Raw genomic sequence first — 19,261 nt, forward strand, 5'->3', positions numbered from 1 at the left:
AGAAGGTCGTGGCGATTGTGGCGAGAAATGAACAATGGATGACCCTGCGGGAGCGAGCTTGTTCGCGATGGCGGTCGTTCAACCAGCATCAATGCTGGATGTGCCGCCGTCATCGCGAGCAAGCTCGCTCCCACAGGAGGGGTTTCATCAGTGCGTGGCGGCCTGTGCCTCGGCCAACTGTGTCCACAATGCCGGAGCACCCGCGGACTTGGCGATGGCTTCCAGACGCGCGGCATGCTCGGCCAGGTCGCTTTCGCTGGCGCGGATGATCCGCGATGGCTGGCGGTCGGCGGGCAAACGGCGAATTTCCGTGGCCTGGTTGCCGGAGCCTTCGCCGGTGCCGTTACCGTCCGAGGCGTTGCCGGCCAGGGACAGGCTGGTCTGGCCGCCGGTCATGGTCAGGTAGACGTCGGCCAGGATCTCGGAGTCGAGCAAGGCGCCGTGCAGTTCACGACCGGAGTTGTCGACACCGTAGCGCTTGCACAAGGCGTCGAGGCTGTTGCGCTGCCCCGGATGCCGTTCCCGGGCCATCATCAGGGTGTCGAGGATGGTGCAATGCTGGGTGATGTCGGCCCGGTCGTGTTGCCCCATCAGGGCGAATTCGTTGTTGATGAACCCCACGTCGAACGCCGCGTTGTGGATGATCAACTGCGCGCCCTGGATGAATTCGAAGAACTCATCGGCCACTTCGGCAAAACGCGGCTTGCCCACCAGGAATTCGTTGGTGATGCCGTGGACGCCGATAGCGCCCTCGTCACTTTCACGGTCCGGTTGCAGGTAAACGTGGAAATGGCGACCGGTCAGGCGCCGGCCGATCAGCTCGACACAACCGATTTCAATAATCCGGTGACCATCGGTCACCGGCATGCCGGTGGTTTCGGTATCCAGTACTACAGATCTGTTGGCCATCAGTGTTCAGCTCTCAACGGGCAGTCTTGCAAAAGCGCGGATCTTAACACGCTCACGCCAGTGCATCCGCAATGTCCTGTCAGCCAGGCTTTTTTATGGCTTGGCGCTCTTGTGGCGAGGGAGCTTGCTCCCGCTCGGTTGCGCAGCGACCGCCCCAGGGGCCTGCTTCGCAGTCCAGCGGGAGCAAGCTCCCTCGCCACAGATGTCATCCTGTCCAGATCCCGACAACGCCCCTATCAGGCCTGCTTGTAGCCCCGCACCTCATCCACCCCACGGTTGGCCAACTGGTCGGCCCGCTCGTTGCCGTGGTGGCCGATGTGGCCACGCACCCATTTCCAGGTGACGTTGTGGCGGTTGACCTGCTCATCCAGCAGCTTCCAGAGGTCGGCGTTTTTCACCGGTTCCTTCGCCGCCGTCTTCCAGCCGCGCTTCTTCCAGTTGGCCATCCACTCGTTGATGCCTTTCATCACGTATTGCGAGTCGGTCACCAGCAATACATCGCAAGGCCGCTTGAGCTCTTCCAGGCCACGGATGGCGCCCATCAGCTCCATGCGATTGTTGGTGGTATTGGCTTCGCCGCCCCAGAGCTCCTTCTCCACGCCCTTGCACACCAGCAACGCGCCCCAGCCGCCCGGGCCGGGGTTGCCCTTGCAGGCGCCATCAGTGAAGAGTTCTACGCTATCGCTCATGCCAATCTATCCAGAAAAAATGCAAAGGCCAGCCGATCAGGCGGTTGATGCCTGTAGTCGAAAGGCCGGCCAGGCCTGCTAAAAGGGGTTATGGCTCGATGTGACGACGATTGACCTTGGCCATCGGCAAGGGAATCAGCTTGCCCATCGGCTCGCGTCGCGCCTGACGCACCGGGCGCAGCCCGACCGCGATCTTGCGCGCCACCAGCAGGTAGAAACCACCGCCGGACAGCTGCCAGTCGCCGGCCTTGCGCTCCCAGCCGGCCAGGCGAGCCTGCCACTTGGGTGACGCAAGCGGCGGACGATAGCACCCGAAGCGGCGTTTCTCCAGCGCGAAGCCCAGCAGGTTGAGCCAGTCGCCGACCCTCGACGCCGAGATGCAGCGGGCCTGGCGCAAGGCGTCGTGGGCAAACACATGACGCAACCCCCAGGTGCTCCAGGGGTTGATACCGATGATCAACAGATGCCCGCCAGGGCGCACGCTGCTGGCGGCTTCACGCAGCAAACCGTGGGGCGACAGGCAGAAATCCAGGCCGTGCTGCATGACCACCACGTCGGCGGCATGCTCGCTCAGGGGCCAGGCCTGCTCCTCGCAGACGATTTCCACCCCGGGCAACGGCGCCCCCAGGCGTACGTTGCGCTGGACCTGCGGTGCCGACGGTGGGGTTTGCGCCGAAGGCCCGTAGTGCACCAGATAGCCGCCAAAGAACCGGCCCAACTCGTCTTCGAGCATGCGCCGTTCCTCTTCCAGCAAAAATTGCCCGACAGGGCCGGACAGCCATTCACGGGCCGCGCTGATCAACGCCAGCCAGTCAGGATCAGCCTGAGCGAACGCTTCATCGGTCATTGCATTCTCCAACGCGTCAGGAAGTTCTAAGATGCGCCTTTGTTTTCCGCTTGGCGAATTCCGCGATGATACAGATCAGTGCCCTGCCCGCGTTCACCGATAACTACATCTGGTTGTTACAGGATCACTCCACCCAGCGCTGCGCCGTGGTCGACCCGGGTGATGCCGCGCCAGTACAGGCCTGGCTCGACGCCCATCCGGGCTGGGTCCTGAGCGACATCCTGATCACCCACCATCACCATGATCATGTCGGCGGCGTCCAGGCGCTGAAGAATGCGACGAACGCCACCGTTTACGGCCCGGCCAGCGAAAACATCCCGGCGCGGGACCAGGCCCTGCATGACAACGACCAGGTGAGCGTGCTCGGCTGGGACTTCGATGTCTACGCGGTACCTGGCCATACGCTGGGGCACATCGCCTACTACCACCATGGCCTGCTCTTTTGTGGCGACACCCTGTTCGCCGCTGGCTGCGGCCGGCTTTTCGAAGGCACGCCCGCGCAGATGCACCACTCCCTGGGTCGCCTCGCCGCGTTGCCTGAAGATACCCTGGTCTACTGCACCCATGAATACACCCTCAGCAACCTGAAGTTCGCTGCCGCCGTGGAGCCAGGCAACCCGGACATCGCCGCCCGCCTGGAAAAAGTCGCCCGCCAACGCAACGAAGGCATCATGACGCTGCCCTCGACCCTGGCCCTGGAAAAACTCACCAACCCGTTTCTGCGTACGACTGAAACATCCGTTAAACAAAAAGCAGACGAACGGAGCGGCCAGCGAAACCAGACGCCGAGTGAGGTTTTTGCGGCCTTGAGGGCTTGGAAAGATACGTTCTAAGGCAGCTATCGATTGATACAAAAATTCTGAAAGGTTGACCTGTTGGGGTGCGCTTCCTAGAATCGGCCGACATTTTTGCCCGGAACTTACTTCCAGCCAATGTCGTCATCCATACGCAGGTCCGTCCAGTCAGACACATTGACCCGCTTGGCTCAAGCCATCGCGGTGGCTGTGTCCGCCACCCTGGCGGGCTGCCAGAGCACGAGCCAGCTGCCGCAGACCGATGCGGCGCACACCCCGAATATCGCCGCTCGCGCCAAACAGAAGCCGGTATGGCTCACCGAGAAACCCAGCCCCCAAGTGCCCCAGGACATCTGGGAACGCATGCGCCAGGGCTTCCAGCTGCAGGAAACGGCCGGCGTCAACCCGCGCATCGAGCAACAGCGCCTGTGGTTCGCCAGCAACCCTTCCTTCCTGGAAAACGCCGGTGAGCGCGGCAGCCTGTACATCCATTACATCGTCGAACGCCTTGAAGAACGCAACATGCCGCTGGAACTGGCGCTGCTGCCGGTGATCGAGAGCGCCTACAACCCCATGGCCTATTCCCGGGCCAACGCGGTGGGGCTGTGGCAATTCATCCCGTCCACGGGGCGTTACTTCAACCTGCGCCAGACCCGCTTCTATGACGGGCGACGCGACATCACCGCCTCCACCACGGCCGCCATGGACTACCTGACGCGCCTGCATGACATGTTCAACGGCGACTGGTTGCTGGCGCTGGCGGCCTACAACGCCGGTGAAGGCACGGTCAGCCGCGCCATCGAACGCAACGAGAAGCTTGGCCTGCCCACCGACTACTGGAACCTGCCGCTGCCCAGCGAGACCCAGGCCTATGTGCCGAAGTTGCTGGCGCTGTCCCAGGTGGTGCTCGCACCCGACGCCTATGGCGTGAACCTCAACCCGATCGCCAACGAACCGTATTTCCAGGTCGTCGAGATCAACCAGCGCATGGACCTGTCCAAGGTCGCGGCGGTGGCCAACATCGACGAAGACGAGCTGTTCCAGCTCAATCCAGCCTTCAAGCAGCGCACCACCATCGACGGCCCCCAGCACCTGCTGGTGCCGACGTCCAAGGCCCAGTTGCTGACCGCCAGCCTGTCGACCATGCGCCCGGAAGAGCTGATCAGCCAGCGCGCGCTCAAGCCGGTTTTCGAATCAGCCGACGACAGCGAAGTGGAAGGTGCCAGGCGCACCTACCGCGTCAAGCGCGGCGACAACCTGGCCCAGATCGCCAAGGCCAACAACGTCCAGACCAAGGACCTGCAACGCTGGAACAAACTCAGCGGCAACAAGCTCAAGGTCGGCCAGACCCTGGTGATGCAAGACGCCAAGGCCAGCAAGGCCACCGGCAAGCGCATCAGCACCGTAGTGGCCGCCAACAGCAAGGACCAGAAGAAGCAGACCCAATACAAGGTCAAGCAGGGCGATTCGTTGTACGTCGTCGCCAAGCGCTTCAACGTGGAAATGCAGCACCTCAAGCGCTGGAACCCGCGGATGGGCAAGGCACTCAAGCCTGGGCAGATGCTGACGGTCTACTCGCCGCACTGACATGACCGGGGGCTCCCGCTGGGCTGTGTGTAGGAGCTGGCGAAGCCTGCGATCTTTTGATCTTTCGCTTGGGACTCAAGTGTCTGGGGAAAGATCGCAGCCTCGTTGCACTCGACAGCTCCTACAGCCCCCGCCTTTTTCCTGCCGATACAAGCTGTTACTGTACAGGCCATAAAGCCCAAGCCGCCTGGATCGGATCTCAGACTTGATACGTCCCCTCCTCCTGCTCCTGATCAGCCTGGCCTTGAGCTCTCCCGCCAGCGCAACCATCAGCGAAAGCCATGGCTATGCGCAGTTCGGCACGCTCAAGTACCCGGCCAGATTCACCCACTTCGACTGGGTCAACCCGCAAGCGCCCAAGGGCGGAGTCTTGCGGGTCATGGCATTCGGCACCTTCGATACGCTCAATCCCTACACGTTCAAGGGTAGCAGCCCGGTTTCCACACCCAATTTCCTGCAATACGGCATCAATGAGCTGAACGAACCGCTGATGGTCGGCACTGGCCAGTACGCACCGTCCGGTGATGAACCGACGTCGAGCTATGGCCTGATCGCCCAGTCGGTGGAATACAGCGAAGACCGCAGCTGGGTAGTCTTCAACCTGCGTCCCGAAGCGCGCTTCCACGATGGCGTACCCATCACCGCCTATGACGTGGCGTTCTCCTACAGGACGCTGCTCAAGGATGGCCACCCGCAATACCGCACCAACCTGCAGGAAGTGCTGCGGGTCGACATTCTCAATCCGCTGAAAATCCGCTTCGTCTTCAAGCGCTCGGGCAATCCCTTGCTGATCCTGCGCCTGGGCGAGCTGCCGGTGCTGCCCCAGCATTACTGGAAAGGCCGCGACTTCAAGGCGACGACCTTCGAACCGCCCCTGGGCAGCGGGCCGTATCGCATCACCAAAGTGCAGCCAGGCCGCCAATTGGTGTTCGAGCGGGTCAAGGACTACTGGGGCAAGGACCTGCCGGTCAATCGCGGCAAGTACAACTACGACCGCATGGACGTGGAGTTCTACCGTGACAGCGAAGTCGCCTTCGAAGCCTTCAAGGCCGGCGAGTTCGACATCTACATCGAACACCAGGCCAAGAACTGGGCCAACGGCTATCAATTCCCGGCGGTCAACCGGGGCGATGTGATCAAGGCGCAGATACCCCACCAGATCCCGACCCAGACCCAGGGCCTGTTCATGAACACCCGGCGCGGCACGTTCGCCGAGGTCAAGGTGCGCGAAGCCCTGGGGCTGATGTTCGACTTCGAGTGGACCAACCGCACCCTGTTCAGCGGCGCCTACAAGCGCACCCTCAGCTATTACCCCAACAGCGAATTCTCCGCCACTGGCCTGCCGGTGGGGCATGAATGGCTGCTGCTCAAGCCATACCGGGATCAATTGCCGCCCAAACTGCTCACCGAACCCTTCAGCTTGCCCAAGACCGACGGGCGCGGCATTCCCCGGGAAACCCTGCGCAAGGCATTGGGACTCTTGAAGGAAGCCGGCTGGAATCTCAACGGCCAACGCCTGCTGAACGCCGACCACCAGCCCCTGAGCTTCGAAATCCTGCTAGTGAACCCGAACCTGGAGCGTATCCTGCAACCCTACGTCGAAAACCTTGCCAGCATCGGTGTTCAAGCCCGGCTGCGCACGGTGGACCGCGCCCAATACAAACAGCGCCTGGACCAGTTCGACTTCGACATGATCCTGCTGACATTGAACCAGACCCTCAGCCCGGGCCTCGAGCAATGGCAGTACTTTCACTCCAGTCAGGTCGGGGTCAAGGGCAGCAAGAACTACGCAGGGATCGCCAACCCGGTGGTCGACCATCTGCTGGAGAAACTGCTCGCCGCCCAGACCCGCGACGAACAGGTCGCCGCCGGCAAGGCCCTGGATCGCGTACTGCTGTGGCAGCATTACTGCATTCCCAACTGGTATCTCAATTATCATCGCCTGGCGTACCGCAACCGGTTCGCCTTCGTCACCACGCCGCCCTATACCCTGGGCCTGAGCGCCTGGTGGCTGAAATCTTCGGAGAAAGATCAATGAAGCCTTTACGTGCCCTGCTCCTGCAGGCCAGCAGCCTGTTGTTCGCCGGGCTGGCCTGCGCCGCGCCGCAGCATGCCGTGACCTTGTACAACGAGCCGCCGAAATACCCGGCCAACTTCCAGCACTTCGACTACGTCAACCCGGACGCGCCCAAAGGCGGTATCTTCCGCCAGGGCGGCTTTGGAGGGTTCGACAGCCTCAACCCGTTCATCAGCAAAGGCGTGCCAGCCGATGACATCGGCCTGATCTACGACACCTTGGCCAAGCAGGGCCTGGACGAACCCTTCACCGAATATGGCCTGATCGCCGAAAAAATCGAGAAAGCCCCGGACAATGGCTGGGTGCGCTTCTACCTGCGCCCCGAAGCCCGTTTCAACGATGGTCATCCGGTACGGGCGGAAGACGTGGTCTTCAGCTTCCAGACCCTGACCAAGGACGGCGCACCGATGTTCCGCGGCTACTACAACGACGTCGCCGAAGTCATCGCCGAAGACCCGCTCAAAGTCCTGTTCAAGTTCAAGCACACCCATAATCGCGAGCTACCGTTGATCCTCGGCCAATTGCCGGTATTGCCAAAGCATTGGTGGGCCGAGCGCGACTTCAACAAGGGCAACCTGGAGATCCCCCTGGGCAGCGGCCCCTACAAGGTCGCCGAAGTGAAGGCCGGCCGCTCGATCCGCTATGAGCGGGTGAAGGACTACTGGGGCAAGGACCTGCCGGTCAATCGCGGGTTCTACAACTTCGACGTGCTGGTCACCGACTACTACCGCGACAACACCGTCGCGGTCGAAGCGTTGAAAGCCGGGCAGTTCGATTACTGGCTGGAAATGACCGCCAAGAACTGGGCCAACGCCTACAACATCCCGGCCGTGACCGAAGGCCGGCTGATCAAGGAACAGATCCCCAACGGCAACCCCACCGGCATGCAGGGCTTTATCTACAACCTGCGCCGACCGGTCTTCCAGGATGTGCGGGTGCGCAAGGCCTTGAGCCTGCTGCTGGATTTCGAGTGGACCAACAAGCAACTGTTCAACGGCGCCTACGCCCGCACCCGCAGCTATTTCGAGAATTCGGAAATGGCCGCCACCGGCCTGCCCGGCGAAGACGAACTGAAGATTCTCGAACCCCTGCGCGGCAAAATCCCCGAGCAGGTCTTCAGCGAAGCCTTCCAGCCTTCCATGTGCGACGGCAGCGGCATGATCCGCGACCAGCAGCGCAAGGCCTACCAATTGCTGCAAGAGGCCGGCTGGCGCATCGTCGACGACAAGATGGTCGATGCCCAAGGCAAACCGGTGGTGCTGGAGTTCCTGCTGGCCCAGACCGAGTTCGAGCGTATATTGCTGCCCTTCAAGCGCAACCTGAGCGACCTGGGCATCGACCTGGTGATCCGCCGGGTGGACGTCTCCCAGTACATCAACCGCGTGCGCTCCCGGGACTTCGACCTGGTGGTGGGCAGCTTCCCGCAATCCAGCTCGCCGGGTAACGAACAGCGTGAGTTCTGGATGTCCGCCGCCGCCGACAAGCCCGGCAGCCGCAACACCATGGGCCTGAAGGACCCGGCCGTGGACCAACTGGTGGAGCAATTGATCAATGCCGACTCGCGCAAGAGCCTGGTGGCTCACGCCCGGGCATTGGACCGGGTCTTGCAATGGGGCTACTACGTGATTCCCAACTGGCACATCAAGACCTGGCGCGTAGCCTACTGGAACCACATCGGTCATCCGAAGATCACGCCGACCTATGACATCGGCACCACCACCTGGTGGGTCAAGCCGGAGGTCAAGCCGGCCGATGAAGTAGAAAAGCAGGTCATCGAGCAGCAAATCGCCGCCCCTGCGAGCGTGGAGTAACAAGATGCTGGCTTACATTTTTCGGCGACTGCTGCTGATCATCCCGACCCTGTTCGGCATTCTGCTGATCAACTTCGTCATCATCCAGGCCGCGCCCGGCGGGCCGGTGGAACAGATGATCGCCAAGCTCGAGGGTTTCGAGGGCGCCACCAGCCGCATTGCCGGCGGCGGTGCCGAGGTGTCGGTGGCCGGTTCTTCCTACCGCGGGGCCCAGGGCCTGGACCCGACGCTGGTCAAGGAAATCGAACGCATGTACGGCTTCGACAAGTCGGCCCCCGAACGCCTGTGGATCATGATCAAGAACTATGCCCACCTGGACTTCGGCGACAGTTTCTTCCGCGATGCCAAGGTCATCGACCTGATCAAGGAAAAGATGCCGGTGTCCATCTCCCTCGGGCTGTGGAGCACACTGATCATGTACCTGGTGTCGATCCCGCTGGGGATCGCCAAGGCCACGCGGCATGGCAGCCATTTCGATGTGTGGACCAGTTCGGCAATCATCGTCGGCTACGCGATCCCGTCGTTCCTGTTCGCCATCCTGCTGATCGTGGTGTTTGCCGGCGGCAGTTATTTCGACTGGTTCCCGTTGCGCGGGCTGACCTCCAACAACTTCGACGAATTGAGCATGGGCGGCAAGATCCTCGATTACTTCTGGCACCTGGCCTTGCCCGTGACCGCCCTGGTGATCGGCAACTTCGCCACCATGACCCTGCTGACCAAGAACAGCTTCCTCGACGAAATCAACAAGCAATACGTGGTCACCGCCAAGGCCAAGGGCCTGACCCGCCATCGGGTCCTCTACGGCCATGTCTTCCGCAACGCCATGCTGCTGGTGATCGCCGGCTTCCCTTCGGCGTTCATCGGGATCTTCTTCACCGGTTCCTTGCTGGTGGAAGTGATCTTTTCCCTCGACGGCCTGGGCCTGATGAGTTTCGAAGCGGCCATCAACCGCGATTATCCGGTGGTGTTTGGCACCCTGTTCATCTTCACCTTGCTGGGGCTGGTGGTGAAACTGATCGGCGACCTGACCTACACCTTTGTCGATCCGCGCATCGACTTCGAAAGCCGGGAGCATTGAGATGAACCTGTCCCCTCTCAATCGCCGTCGTTTCGAACTGTTCAAGGCCAACAAGCGTGGCTGGTGGTCGCTGTGGCTGTTCCTGATCCTGTTCGGGCTGAGCCTGGGCGCCGAGTTGATCGCCAACGACAAGCCGCTGGTGGTGCATTACGACGACGGCTGGTACTTCCCGGCCCTCAAGCGCTACCCGGAAACCACGTTTGGCGGCGAGTTTCCCCTGGAAGCCAACTACAAGAGCCCGTACATCCGTGAACTGCTGGCGGCCAAGGACGCCTGGGTGCTGTGGGCACCGATTCCGTTCAGCTACCAGAGCATCAACTACGACCTCAAGGTCCCGGCCCCGGCACCGCCCTCCTCCGTGAATTGGCTGGGCACCGATGACCAGGGCCGCGATGTTTTGGCCCGGGTGATCTACGGCTTCCGTATCTCGGTGCTGTTCGCCCTGACGCTGACGCTGCTCAGCTCGATCATCGGCGTGATCGCCGGCGCCCTGCAGGGTTTCTATGGCGGCTGGGTGGACCTGGCCGGCCAACGCTTCCTGGAAATCTGGTCCGGGCTGCCGGTGCTGTACCTGCTGATCATCCTCGCCAGCTTCGTGCAGCCGAACTTCTGGTGGCTGCTGGGCATCATGCTGCTGTTTTCCTGGATGAGCCTGGTGGACGTGGTCCGCGCCGAGTTCCTGCGCGGGCGCAACCTGGAATACGTGCGCGCCGCGCGGGCGCTGGGCATGCAGAACGGCGCGATCATGTTCCGGCACATCCTCCCCAACGCCATGGTCTCGACCATGACCTTCATGCCGTTCATCCTCACCGGCGCTATCGGCACCCTCACCGCCCTGGATTTCCTCGGCTTTGGCCTGCCGCCGGGCGCGCCGTCCCTGGGCGAACTGGTGGCCCAGGGCAAATCCAACCTCCAGGCGCCGTGGCTGGGCATCAGTGCGTTCGCCGTGCTGGCCGTGATGCTGAGCCTGTTGGTGTTCATCGGCGAGTCCGCTCGCGATGCCTTCGATCCGAGGAAGTGATATGAACCAGGACAATCTGATCGAAGTGCGCGACCTGGCGGTGGAGTTCATTGTCGGCGAACGCCGTCAGCGCGTGGTCGAGGGCGTCAGCTTCGACATCAAGCGCGGCGAAACCCTGGCCCTGGTGGGTGAAAGCGGCTCGGGCAAGTCGGTCACCGCTCACTCGATCCTGCGCTTGCTGCCCTACCCGCTGGCCCATCACCCCACCGGGACCATCCAGTACGCCGGCCAGGATTTGCTGGGATTGAAGGAAAAGACCATCCGCCATATCCGCGGCAACCGGATCGCGATGATTTTCCAGGAGCCGATGACCTCCCTCAACCCGCTGCACTGCATTGAAAAACAGATCAATGAAGTACTTGGCATCCACAAGGGCCTGAGCGGCAAGGTCGCGACCCGCCGGACCCTGGAGTTGCTGGAGCTGGTCGGCATTCCCGAGCCCCACAAGCGCCTCAAGGCCCTGCCCCACGAGTTGTCCGGCGGCCAGCGCCAGCGAGTGATGATCGCCATGGCCCTGGCCAACGAGCCGGAACTGCTGATCGCCGACGAGCCGACCACCGCCCTGGACGTCACCGTCCAGCTGAAAATCCTGCAATTGCTCAAGGAGTTGCAGGCGCGATTGGGTATGTCGTTGCTGCTGATCAGCCACGATTTGAACCTGGTGCGAAGAATTGCGCATCGCGTATGTGTCATGCAGCGCGGTTGCATCGTCGAACAGGCATCGTGCGAAGAGTTGTTCCGCGCGCCGCAGCATCCGTACACTCGGGAACTGCTGGGCGCCGAGCCCAGCGGCACCCCGGCGAACAACGTCGTCGGCCCGCCGCTGTTGCAGGTCGAGGACCTGAAAGTCTGGTTCCCGATCAAGAAAGGCCTGTTCAAACGCACGGTGGACTACATCAAGGCCGTGGACGGCATCCGCTTCAGCCTGCCCCAGGGCCAGACACTGGGTATCGTCGGCGAAAGCGGTTCCGGCAAATCCACCCTGGGGCTGGCAATCCTGCGGTTGATCGGCAGCCAGGGCGGGATCCGCTTCGAAGGCAAGCCGCTGGACAGCCTGACGCAGCAACAGGTCCGGCCACTGCGTCGGGAGATGCAAGTGGTGTTTCAGGACCCGTTCGGCAGCCTGAGCCCACGGATGTGTGTCAGCCAGATCGTCGGCGAAGGCCTGCGAATCCACAAGATCGGCACCGCGGCCGAACAGGAACAAGCGATAATCGCGGCATTGAAGGAGGTAGGCCTGGACCCGGAAACCCGGAACCGCTATCCCCATGAATTTTCCGGAGGGCAACGGCAGCGTATCGCCATTGCCCGGGCCCTGGTGCTCAAGCCGGCGTTGATTCTGCTGGATGAACCAACGTCGGCCCTGGACCGTACCGTGCAACGCCAAGTGGTGGAGCTGTTGCGGTCGTTGCAAACCAAGTACAACCTGACGTACCTGTTTATCAGCCATGACCTGGCTGTCGTCAAAGCGCTGAGCCACCAATTGATGGTGGTCAAGCATGGCCAAGTGGTCGAACAAGGTGATGCCCGCAGCATATTCGCCGCGCCGCAGCACCCCTATACACAGCAGTTGCTGGAGGCCGCCTTCCTGGCCCCAACAACTGCCGAATAACCTGAAAAGAGGAGCAACACATGGGTTTTCTCGCCGGTAAGCGCGTACTGATCGTCGGTGTCGCCAGCAAGCTGTCCATCGCATCCGGCATCGCCGCCGCCATGCATCGCGAGGGCGCTGAGCTTGCCTTCACTTATCAGAACGACAAACTCAAGGGTCGTGTCGAAGAGTTCGCACAAGGCTGGGGCTCGAGCCCTGAGCTGTGCTTCCCGTGCGACGTGGCCAGCGATGAAGAAATCGCCAACGTCTTCGAAGCGCTGAGCAAGAAGTGGGACGGCCTGGACTGCATCGTGCACTCCGTGGGCTTCGCCCCGGGCGACCAGTTGGACGGCGACTTCACCGAAGCCACCACCCGCGAAGGTTTCCGCATTGCCCACGACATCAGCGCCTACAGCTTCGTGGCCCTGGCCAAGGCTGGTCGCGAAATGATGAAAGGCCGCAACGGCAGCCTGCTGACCCTGTCGTACCTGGGCGCCGAGCGCACCATGCCGAACTACAACGTCATGGGCATGGCCAAGGCCTCCCTGGAAGCCGGCGTACGTTACCTGGCCGGTTCCCTGGGCCCGGAGGGTACCCGCGTCAACTGCGTATCGGCCGGCCCGATCCGCACCCTCGCCGCTTCCGGCATCAAGAACTTCCGCAAGATGCTGGCCGCCAACGAAGCGCAAACTCCGCTGCGTCGCAACGTCACCATCGAAGAAGTCGGCAACGCCGGCGCCTTCCTGTGCTCGGACCTGGCGTCGGGCATCAGCGGTGAAATCATGTACGTGGACGGCGGCTTCAACACCACCGCCATGGGTAACCTCGAAGAGTAATCTTCACCGCGCATAAAAAAGCCGCGGGTTCTGCAAAGGGCCCGCGGCTTTTTTTATCCCGATTTCCGTGGAAAACCAATCAGAACCAAAACAAGGGAGAACACAAACAGCAGCCCCCCCCAATACACCTGCGATGGTGTCGTACGTGTAGATGGCGGCGACGAACGTCCCCATGAGCGACGTAAGGAAAAGCAGGACATTGGTCAACGCATACACGCCAATGCGCCATTTGAAAGCACGTCGCCTTAGAAGCCTTTGAAACAGATAACCCAACCCCGTCAGGGCCACCGAAGCGGCGGTCAAGATAATCAGCATGACCGTGTACATCGCTACCGCGGGAATACCCCGGGTATCACTTAAATCATTGGGATTTTCCGAGACACCCTCCAGCGCAAAAAAGAACAACAATGCGCATGCGCCCATCACTGAAGCAATGGCGGCGAGACTTAATGTGTGTCTTCCTGCTGCCATGGCTACTTACCTAGAGAAATTGATTGGCAGCTCGCCAGTGATTCGAATTTCATAATCCCGTGCGTTGGCGACCCTTCCCACTTCACGGAGCGCGCTCGTGGCTTGCTCATCAAAGGCAGCCCTATGACTGCTGGCATTAGCATCATAACGATCCGAGTACGCTTTTATCTTTCCAGAGAACTTGAGAGTACCTGATGCATATCGAGTAACGTCTCCGGTAATTTGAAGCGTAATGTTTCCAAGGTAGATCCGTGCGACGTTTGAGTCCTGGGCCGTGGAATAAGGCATCTTGAGATTGACGCTGGTAACGCCTACACCCGCCGTATTAATAATCGCCATCAAATCTGGAATTTTGCTGGGCGTAGGGCTGATACCAATTCTATCCAGCCGGACGCTGACAGGCTTGCCCTTCCCCAGAAATCATCGGGGTAAACAAATGTCGGGGGTAATTCGGTATTCATACGGGTACTCGCCAAGTGAGTAATGGATAACACTGCAGCTATGAATCCGCATCACACGATGCGAGAAACTCATTCTGCGTATTCCCCATACCCTTGGTGCGGTACATATTTATTGCGTTGCTTCTGGCATCAGCGGTGAAGTCATGTGCGTGGACGGCGGCTTCAACACCACCGCCATGGGTAACCTCGAAGAGTAATCTTCACGCTACAGCAAAAACGCCGCTTGCCCTGGAAAGGCCAAGCGGCGTTTTTTATGCCCACCACACCTCCCCGTGGGAGCGAGCTTGCTCGCGATGGCGGTGGATCAGCTGGCATTGATGTTGGATGTACCGCCGTCATCGCGAGCAAGCTCGCTCCCACATTGGTTCCAGGTGTTCATAGAAGTCGCGCCCACCACACATCCCCTGTGGGAACGAGCTTGCTCGCGATAGCGGTGGGTCAGCTTGCATCAATGCTGAATGTCAGCGGCGCAACGCCTGTTTCTGGGCGTACATGGCCGCATCCGCGTCGGCCAACAGGTTGTCGATTGACCGATGGCGCTGGGCGTCGTATTCGATCTGGCCCACGCTGAAACGAATGTCATAGCCACGCTGCAACATCGCATTGCGCTCATCGAGGATTTCCTTGAGGCGCGCCATGATCGCCGAAGTCTCGACATAGGAAGAGCCGGTGAGCAGCGCCACGAACTCATCACCGCCCAAGCGACCGATCACATCACTTTCGCGAAAGGCGATACGCAGCACATCAGCGAAGGTTTTCAGCGCGCTGTCACCCTCGGCATGCCCATAGCGATCGTTGATCGGCTTGAAGTCGTTGAGGTCGAAGAACAGCAGCGTCGCCGGTCGCGACAAGCGATCACACACATTCAACGCATGCTGGGCCAACGTCTTGAAGCCGCGCCGATTGGACAACAGCGTCAACTCGTCCATGCTCGCCATCTGCACCGCAACCATTTCCTGCTCGGCCATGCGCGCCAAGTCGCGCAGCAGTTCGCGCTCTTCGTCATTGAGCTGGCGCGGCTTGGTGTCGAGCAGGCACAACGTGCCAAGCTTGCTGCCATCCTCCAACCCCAGCGGATGCCCGGCGTAGAAGCGAATGCCAGGCGTGTCCGTGACCAACGGATTGTCGTGAAACCGCTCGTCCTGCTCCGCGTCGCAGATTTCCAGGATCTGATCCTGCAAAATCGCATGCCCACAAAAGGAAACTTCCCGCGGGGTTTCGCTGGCATCCAGGCCGGCACTGGACTTGAACCACTGCCGGTTGGCGTCCACCAAGGACACCAGGGCGATGGGCACGTCAAACAGACGCCGGGCAAGGCGGGTCAGGCGGTCAAACCGCTCTTCGGGTGCGGTATCGAGTAGCTTGAGCGAATGCAGATTCTTGAGGCGAACGGCCTCGTTGTCCGGTTTACCTGGCGCAAGCATCGGGAACTCCATGGGCGGGGCTTCATGAAGTCTAGTTCAGTACCACTGCCGTTCAAACCGAACGGCTAAATCCAACGGGCATTTGCCGACCAGGGCTAATACACTGCTTCACAGGTTCAAGACGAGGACGCTGACCGATGAAGCACGCCACCCATGACGCCGCCCCACGCTTCTGGCGCGACGCGGCCCTGCCCTTCATCGAAGCCCGGGCCATCGCCGATGGGCGCAAGGTCTGCTATTCACGCCACTCCCACGACCATTTTTCCATCGGAGCGATCACCGCCGGGCGCAGCACCTACATTCATGAACGGTCGAATTTCCAGGTGCAGTGCGGCACGGTGGTGCTGATGAACCCCGGCGATGTCCATGCGTGCAACCCGATCGACGATGAACCGTGGTCGTATGTCATGCTGTACGTCGATACCCAGTGGCTCAGGGATTTGCAACGTCGTATCGGTTTCGATGAAACCCTGGACTTCCAGAGCTTTTCCACCACCCACAGCCGTGATGTCGAGCTGTTTGCCGCGTTGCAAGGGTTGTATGAGCAACTGGTGGATGAGCGGCTCGGCACCGACCGCAAGCGCACCGCCGCCGAGGCGTTTTTCACTGACCTGCAACAACGGCTCAACCCTGCCGGCCGGCCGGACCGGGGCAGCCACCCGGGTTTGATGCGCGCGGCGCAGTTCATCCACGACCATTGCACCGAAGCCCTGAGGCTCGAAGACATCTGCGCCGCCGCACAATTATCGCCGTCCTACCTGAGCCGTGCCTTCAAGCGCCACTACGGGATGACGCCCCATGCCTTTCTGGTCAACCGCCGGATCCAGTTCGCCCGCCGCCAGTTACGCGAGGGCAAGCTGATCGCCGACGTGGCGCTGGACAGCGGGTTCGCCGACCAGGCGCATTTCCAGCGCGCTTTCAAGCAACACCTGGCGGCTACTCCGGGCCAGTATCGCGGTTGATGCGCCGCTCTGACTTAAATACATTCTGTGGCGAGGGAGCTTGCTCCCGCTCGACTGCGCAGCAGTCGCCAAAGATCAGCGGGCTCGACTCAAGGCAACACCAAATACACCGCACTGGCCACCAACAACACCGCCATCGCCCGGTTGAACAGGCGCATGGTCGCCGGATTCCCCAGCCAGGTACGCAGAAAACTGCCGGCGTAGGCCCAGCAGCCCACCGATAGGTAACAGATCACCAGGTAGACCGCCGCAAACTGCCACACCAGCCGCGCCTCGCCATCAGCCACGAACGCCCCCATCCCCGCCACACAGGCCAGCCAGGCCTTGGGATTGAGCCATTGCATCAGCGCGCCGTAGAACATCGACGGGGCCCGGTCCTCGTCCTTGGCGCCCAGGTGCCCGTTGTCCATCGCCAGTTTCCAGGCCATGTACAAAAGGAACGCCACACCGCCCAGTTGCACCACCCGCGTGAGCCCAGGCCAGCGTTGTAGCACTTCATGCAACCCGAGCCCCATCAACACCAATAACAAGACAAAACCCAGGGTCGCGCCGGCCACGTGGCGCAAGGTCGCTCGAAACCCGTACCGAGCCCCGGAACTGAGGGCCACAATGTTGACCGGCCCCGGCGTAATGGAGGCGACTAAGGCAAACGCCGCCATGGAAAGAATCAGACTCATCGCAAACCTTCTTCATATCTGTGAGGTGGCGATCAAGGTAAATCTCCCGTTGCTACCGGTATTGAAGAAAACTGCCCCTTGGGGGATCCACGGTGCGAGTGGTGCCGGTGCGGTCGCCGGCCAATCCTCGTGAGCATCCGACCAACTGCGGGAAAATTCACTGTCGATTTTCCGGTGGAGTCGTCCCGGGCACGGTTCTATGCTCTGCCCCATGAACCTACAAGACTCGCTGCTCCCGCCCCACGCCGAGATGGTCCGCGCCATGCTCGAACGAGACACCGCCTACGAGGGGGTGTTCTTCACTGCGGTCAAGACCACCGGCATCTTCTGTCGTCCCAGTTGCACCGCGCGCAAGCCGAAGCCGGAGAACGTGGAGTTCTTCGCCCATGCCGACGAAGCCATGTCGGCCGGCTACCGCGCCTGCCTGCGCTGCAAGCCGCTGGACGCCGCCGCCATCGCGCCGGACTGGATCCAGGCCCTGCTCAAAGCGGTGGACGCCGAACCCGACCTGCGCTGGACCGACGCCCTGCTGCTGGAACAAGGTATCGAACCGCTGAAACTGCGGCGCTGGTTCAAGCAACATTTCGGCATGACCTTTCACGCCTACCTGCGCACCCGCCGCCTGGGCATTGCCCTGGGCGGCATCAAGGACGGCACTTCCATCGACAATGCGGCGTTCGATTCCGGTTATGAGTCGTTGAGCGGTTTTCGGGACGCTTTCGTCAAATCCTTCCACATCACACCGGGCCGCGCCGCCCTCAGTGAACCCCTGCTGTTCACCCGCCTGACCACGCCGCTGGGGCCGATGCTGGCCATGGCCGAACGGCGGGGCCTGGTGCTGCTGGAATTCCTCGACCGCCCGGCCCTGACCAAGGAGCTGGAAGAGCTGCAGCGACGCTACGGCTACACCGTCGCACCAGGGCACAACGCTCACCTGCAACAGATCGAAACCGAACTGGCCGACTATTTCGCTGGCAAGCTCACGACGTTCAATGTCCCGCTGCACATGCCCGGCAGCGCCTTCGCCGTGCGGGTCTGGGCCGAGTTGCAAAAAATCCCCTACGGCGAAACCCGCAGCTACGGCGGCATCGCCACGGCCCTGGGCAGCCCTGGTGCCAGCCGCGCCGTGGGCCTGGCCAACGGGCAGAATCGCCTGGCCATCGTCATTCCCTGCCACCGGGTGATCGGAGCGGATGGCTCGTTGACCGGTTATGGTGGCGGCCAGCCGCGCAAGGCGTTTCTGTTGCGGCTGGAAAAAGCCGCGGTGCAGGTTTCACTGCCCCTGGCGTTTTGAGCGTCCCGGAGAACGAACACCTGATGCCTGTGCCCTACCACGATGCCAGTGCCTTCCTGGCCAACCTCGACGAAGACTGGCGACGGCATATCGCGACGATCGGCCCTTGCCTGCTGCAACCCAAGCCGGCCCGCGATCCCTATGAAGCCCTGGTCCGGGCGATTGCCTATCAGCAACTGCACGCCAAGGCCGGCGATGCGATTCTGGGCCGGTTGCTGGCGTTGTTCCCGGCGCAGACATTCCCCACACCCGTACAAATCCTGGCGACCGACGTTGCTCAATTGCGCGGTTGTGGATTTTCCGCCAGCAAGATCGCGACCATCCAGGGCATCGCCCAAGCGGCCCTGGACGGGGTGGTGCCGGATTACGCCACGGCGCGGGCAATGGAGGACGAAGCGTTGATCGAGCGCCTGATCAGCCTGCGTGGCGTCGGGCGCTGGACGGTGGAAATGCTGCTGATCTACAGCCTGGAGCGGCCCGACATCCTGCCGGCCGATGACTTTGGGGTGCGGGAAGGTTATCGACGGATGAAGGGGCTGGAGCACCAACCCAGCCGCAAGCAGATGGTCGAGATCGGCCTGGCCTGGAGCCCTTATCGGACGGTGGCGGCGTGGTATTTGTGGCGGGTGCCGAAGTGATATTGGCTGTACCGACGCCTTCGCGAGCAAGCCCGCTCCCACACTGACCGAGAACGGGCAGAAGCTCTATGACCGACACAGATCCCCTGTGGGA

18 protein-coding genes and 1 pseudogene are annotated in these 19,261 nt (G+C 61.5%); 12 read left to right on the top strand and 7 right to left on the bottom strand.

Annotated elements, in window-relative coordinates; genetic code table 11:
• Positions 1–147: 147 nt before the first annotated feature.
• The 3 genes from dnaQ to IB266_RS12485 form a co-directional block, all read right to left on the bottom strand.
• Complete coding sequence (gene dnaQ / locus IB266_RS12475; protein ID WP_060741972.1) at positions 148–909, bottom strand: DNA polymerase III subunit epsilon; 762 nt, start codon at positions 907–909, stop codon at positions 148–150.
• Positions 910–1,145: 236 nt separating this feature from the next.
• A complete protein-coding gene (gene rnhA / locus IB266_RS12480) occupies positions 1,146–1,598 on the bottom strand; it encodes a ribonuclease HI (protein ID WP_030142629.1) in 453 nt (150 codons plus the stop codon).
• Positions 1,599–1,686: 88 nt separating this feature from the next.
• Positions 1,687–2,445 carry a class I SAM-dependent methyltransferase gene (locus IB266_RS12485; protein ID WP_053119806.1) on the bottom strand — a complete coding sequence of 253 codons (759 nt, stop codon included), beginning with the start codon at positions 2,443–2,445 and terminating at the stop codon, positions 1,687–1,689.
• 65 nt (positions 2,446–2,510) lie between these two features.
• On the opposite strand from IB266_RS12485, the gene gloB reads away from it, so the two are divergent.
• The 8 genes from gloB (at position 2,511) to fabI (ending at position 13,240) form a co-directional block, all read left to right on the top strand.
• A complete protein-coding gene (gloB, locus tag IB266_RS12490; protein ID WP_192261364.1) occupies positions 2,511–3,278 on the top strand; it encodes a hydroxyacylglutathione hydrolase in 768 nt (255 codons plus the stop codon).
• A 99-nt stretch (positions 3,279–3,377) separates the two neighbouring features.
• Positions 3,378–4,826, top strand: coding sequence for a transglycosylase SLT domain-containing protein (locus IB266_RS12495; protein WP_092165368.1), 1,449 nt, complete (start codon positions 3,378–3,380; stop codon positions 4,824–4,826).
• Between the two features lie 205 nt (positions 4,827–5,031).
• Complete coding sequence (locus IB266_RS12500) at positions 5,032–6,864, top strand: extracellular solute-binding protein (RefSeq protein ID WP_103308053.1); 1,833 nt, start codon at positions 5,032–5,034, stop codon at positions 6,862–6,864.
• Positions 6,861–8,714, top strand: coding sequence for an extracellular solute-binding protein (locus IB266_RS12505; RefSeq protein WP_192261365.1), 1,854 nt, complete (start codon positions 6,861–6,863; stop codon positions 8,712–8,714). Before IB266_RS12500 ends, IB266_RS12505 begins: the two co-directional genes overlap by 4 nt.
• Before the next feature lie 4 nt (positions 8,715–8,718).
• Positions 8,719–9,792: a microcin C ABC transporter permease YejB gene (locus IB266_RS12510; RefSeq protein WP_060741968.1), complete on the top strand. Its 1,074-nt coding sequence runs from the start codon at positions 8,719–8,721 to the stop codon at positions 9,790–9,792.
• Position 9,793: 1 nt separating this feature from the next.
• The gene (locus tag IB266_RS12515) at positions 9,794–10,813 is read left to right on the top strand and encodes an ABC transporter permease (RefSeq protein WP_060741967.1); all 1,020 of its coding nucleotides are present in this window, start codon (positions 9,794–9,796) and stop codon (positions 10,811–10,813) included.
• 1 nt (position 10,814) lies between these two features.
• A complete protein-coding gene (locus tag IB266_RS12520; protein ID WP_060741966.1) occupies positions 10,815–12,425 on the top strand; it encodes an ABC transporter ATP-binding protein in 1,611 nt (536 codons plus the stop codon).
• Between the two features lie 20 nt (positions 12,426–12,445).
• Entirely contained in the window at positions 12,446–13,240 is a 795-nt protein-coding gene (fabI, locus tag IB266_RS12525) for an enoyl-ACP reductase FabI (RefSeq protein ID WP_192261366.1), read from the top strand.
• Positions 13,241–13,243: 3 nt separating this feature from the next.
• On the opposite strand, the gene IB266_RS12530 is transcribed toward fabI, so the two are convergent.
• Together IB266_RS12530 and IB266_RS31160 are read right to left on the bottom strand one after the other, a co-directional pair.
• Entirely contained in the window at positions 13,244–13,711 is a 468-nt protein-coding gene (locus IB266_RS12530) for a hypothetical protein (RefSeq protein WP_192261367.1), read from the bottom strand.
• A 6-nt stretch (positions 13,712–13,717) separates the two neighbouring features.
• Positions 13,718–14,128 carry a lipid II-degrading bacteriocin gene (locus IB266_RS31160; protein ID WP_192261450.1) on the bottom strand — a complete coding sequence of 137 codons (411 nt, stop codon included), beginning with the start codon at positions 14,126–14,128 and terminating at the stop codon, positions 13,718–13,720.
• Positions 14,129–14,288: 160 nt separating this feature from the next.
• Between IB266_RS31160 and IB266_RS31165 the strand changes: the two are divergent.
• A pseudogene (locus IB266_RS31165) lies at positions 14,289–14,369 on the top strand (enoyl-ACP reductase); the annotation flags it as partial.
• Between the two features lie 264 nt (positions 14,370–14,633).
• Here IB266_RS31165 and IB266_RS12540 read toward each other — a convergent pair.
• Positions 14,634–15,596 (bottom strand): sensor domain-containing diguanylate cyclase, encoded by a 963-nt coding sequence (locus tag IB266_RS12540; protein ID WP_192261368.1) that lies wholly within the window; start codon positions 15,594–15,596, stop codon positions 14,634–14,636.
• A 137-nt stretch (positions 15,597–15,733) separates the two neighbouring features.
• Between IB266_RS12540 and IB266_RS12545 the strand changes: the two genes are divergently transcribed.
• Complete coding sequence (locus IB266_RS12545) at positions 15,734–16,558, top strand: helix-turn-helix transcriptional regulator (RefSeq protein WP_192261369.1); 825 nt, start codon at positions 15,734–15,736, stop codon at positions 16,556–16,558.
• Positions 16,559–16,647: 89 nt separating this feature from the next.
• Here the strand turns inward: IB266_RS12545 and IB266_RS12550 are convergent, their stop codons facing one another.
• Complete coding sequence (locus IB266_RS12550; RefSeq protein WP_192261370.1) at positions 16,648–17,235, bottom strand: LysE family translocator; 588 nt, start codon at positions 17,233–17,235, stop codon at positions 16,648–16,650.
• Positions 17,236–17,446: 211 nt separating this feature from the next.
• Between IB266_RS12550 and IB266_RS12555 the strand changes: the two genes are divergently transcribed.
• A complete protein-coding gene (locus IB266_RS12555) occupies positions 17,447–18,529 on the top strand; it encodes a bifunctional transcriptional activator/DNA repair enzyme AdaA (RefSeq protein WP_192261371.1) in 1,083 nt (360 codons plus the stop codon).
• Positions 18,530–18,552: 23 nt separating this feature from the next.
• Positions 18,553–19,167: a DNA-3-methyladenine glycosylase family protein gene (locus IB266_RS12560; protein WP_192261372.1), complete on the top strand. Its 615-nt coding sequence runs from the start codon at positions 18,553–18,555 to the stop codon at positions 19,165–19,167.
• Positions 19,168–19,261: the final 94 nt, after the last annotated feature.

The organism is Pseudomonas sp. Pdm06, assembly GCF_014851795.1.
Classification (GTDB): Bacteria; Pseudomonadota; Gammaproteobacteria; order Pseudomonadales; family Pseudomonadaceae; genus Aquipseudomonas; species Aquipseudomonas fluorescens_AA.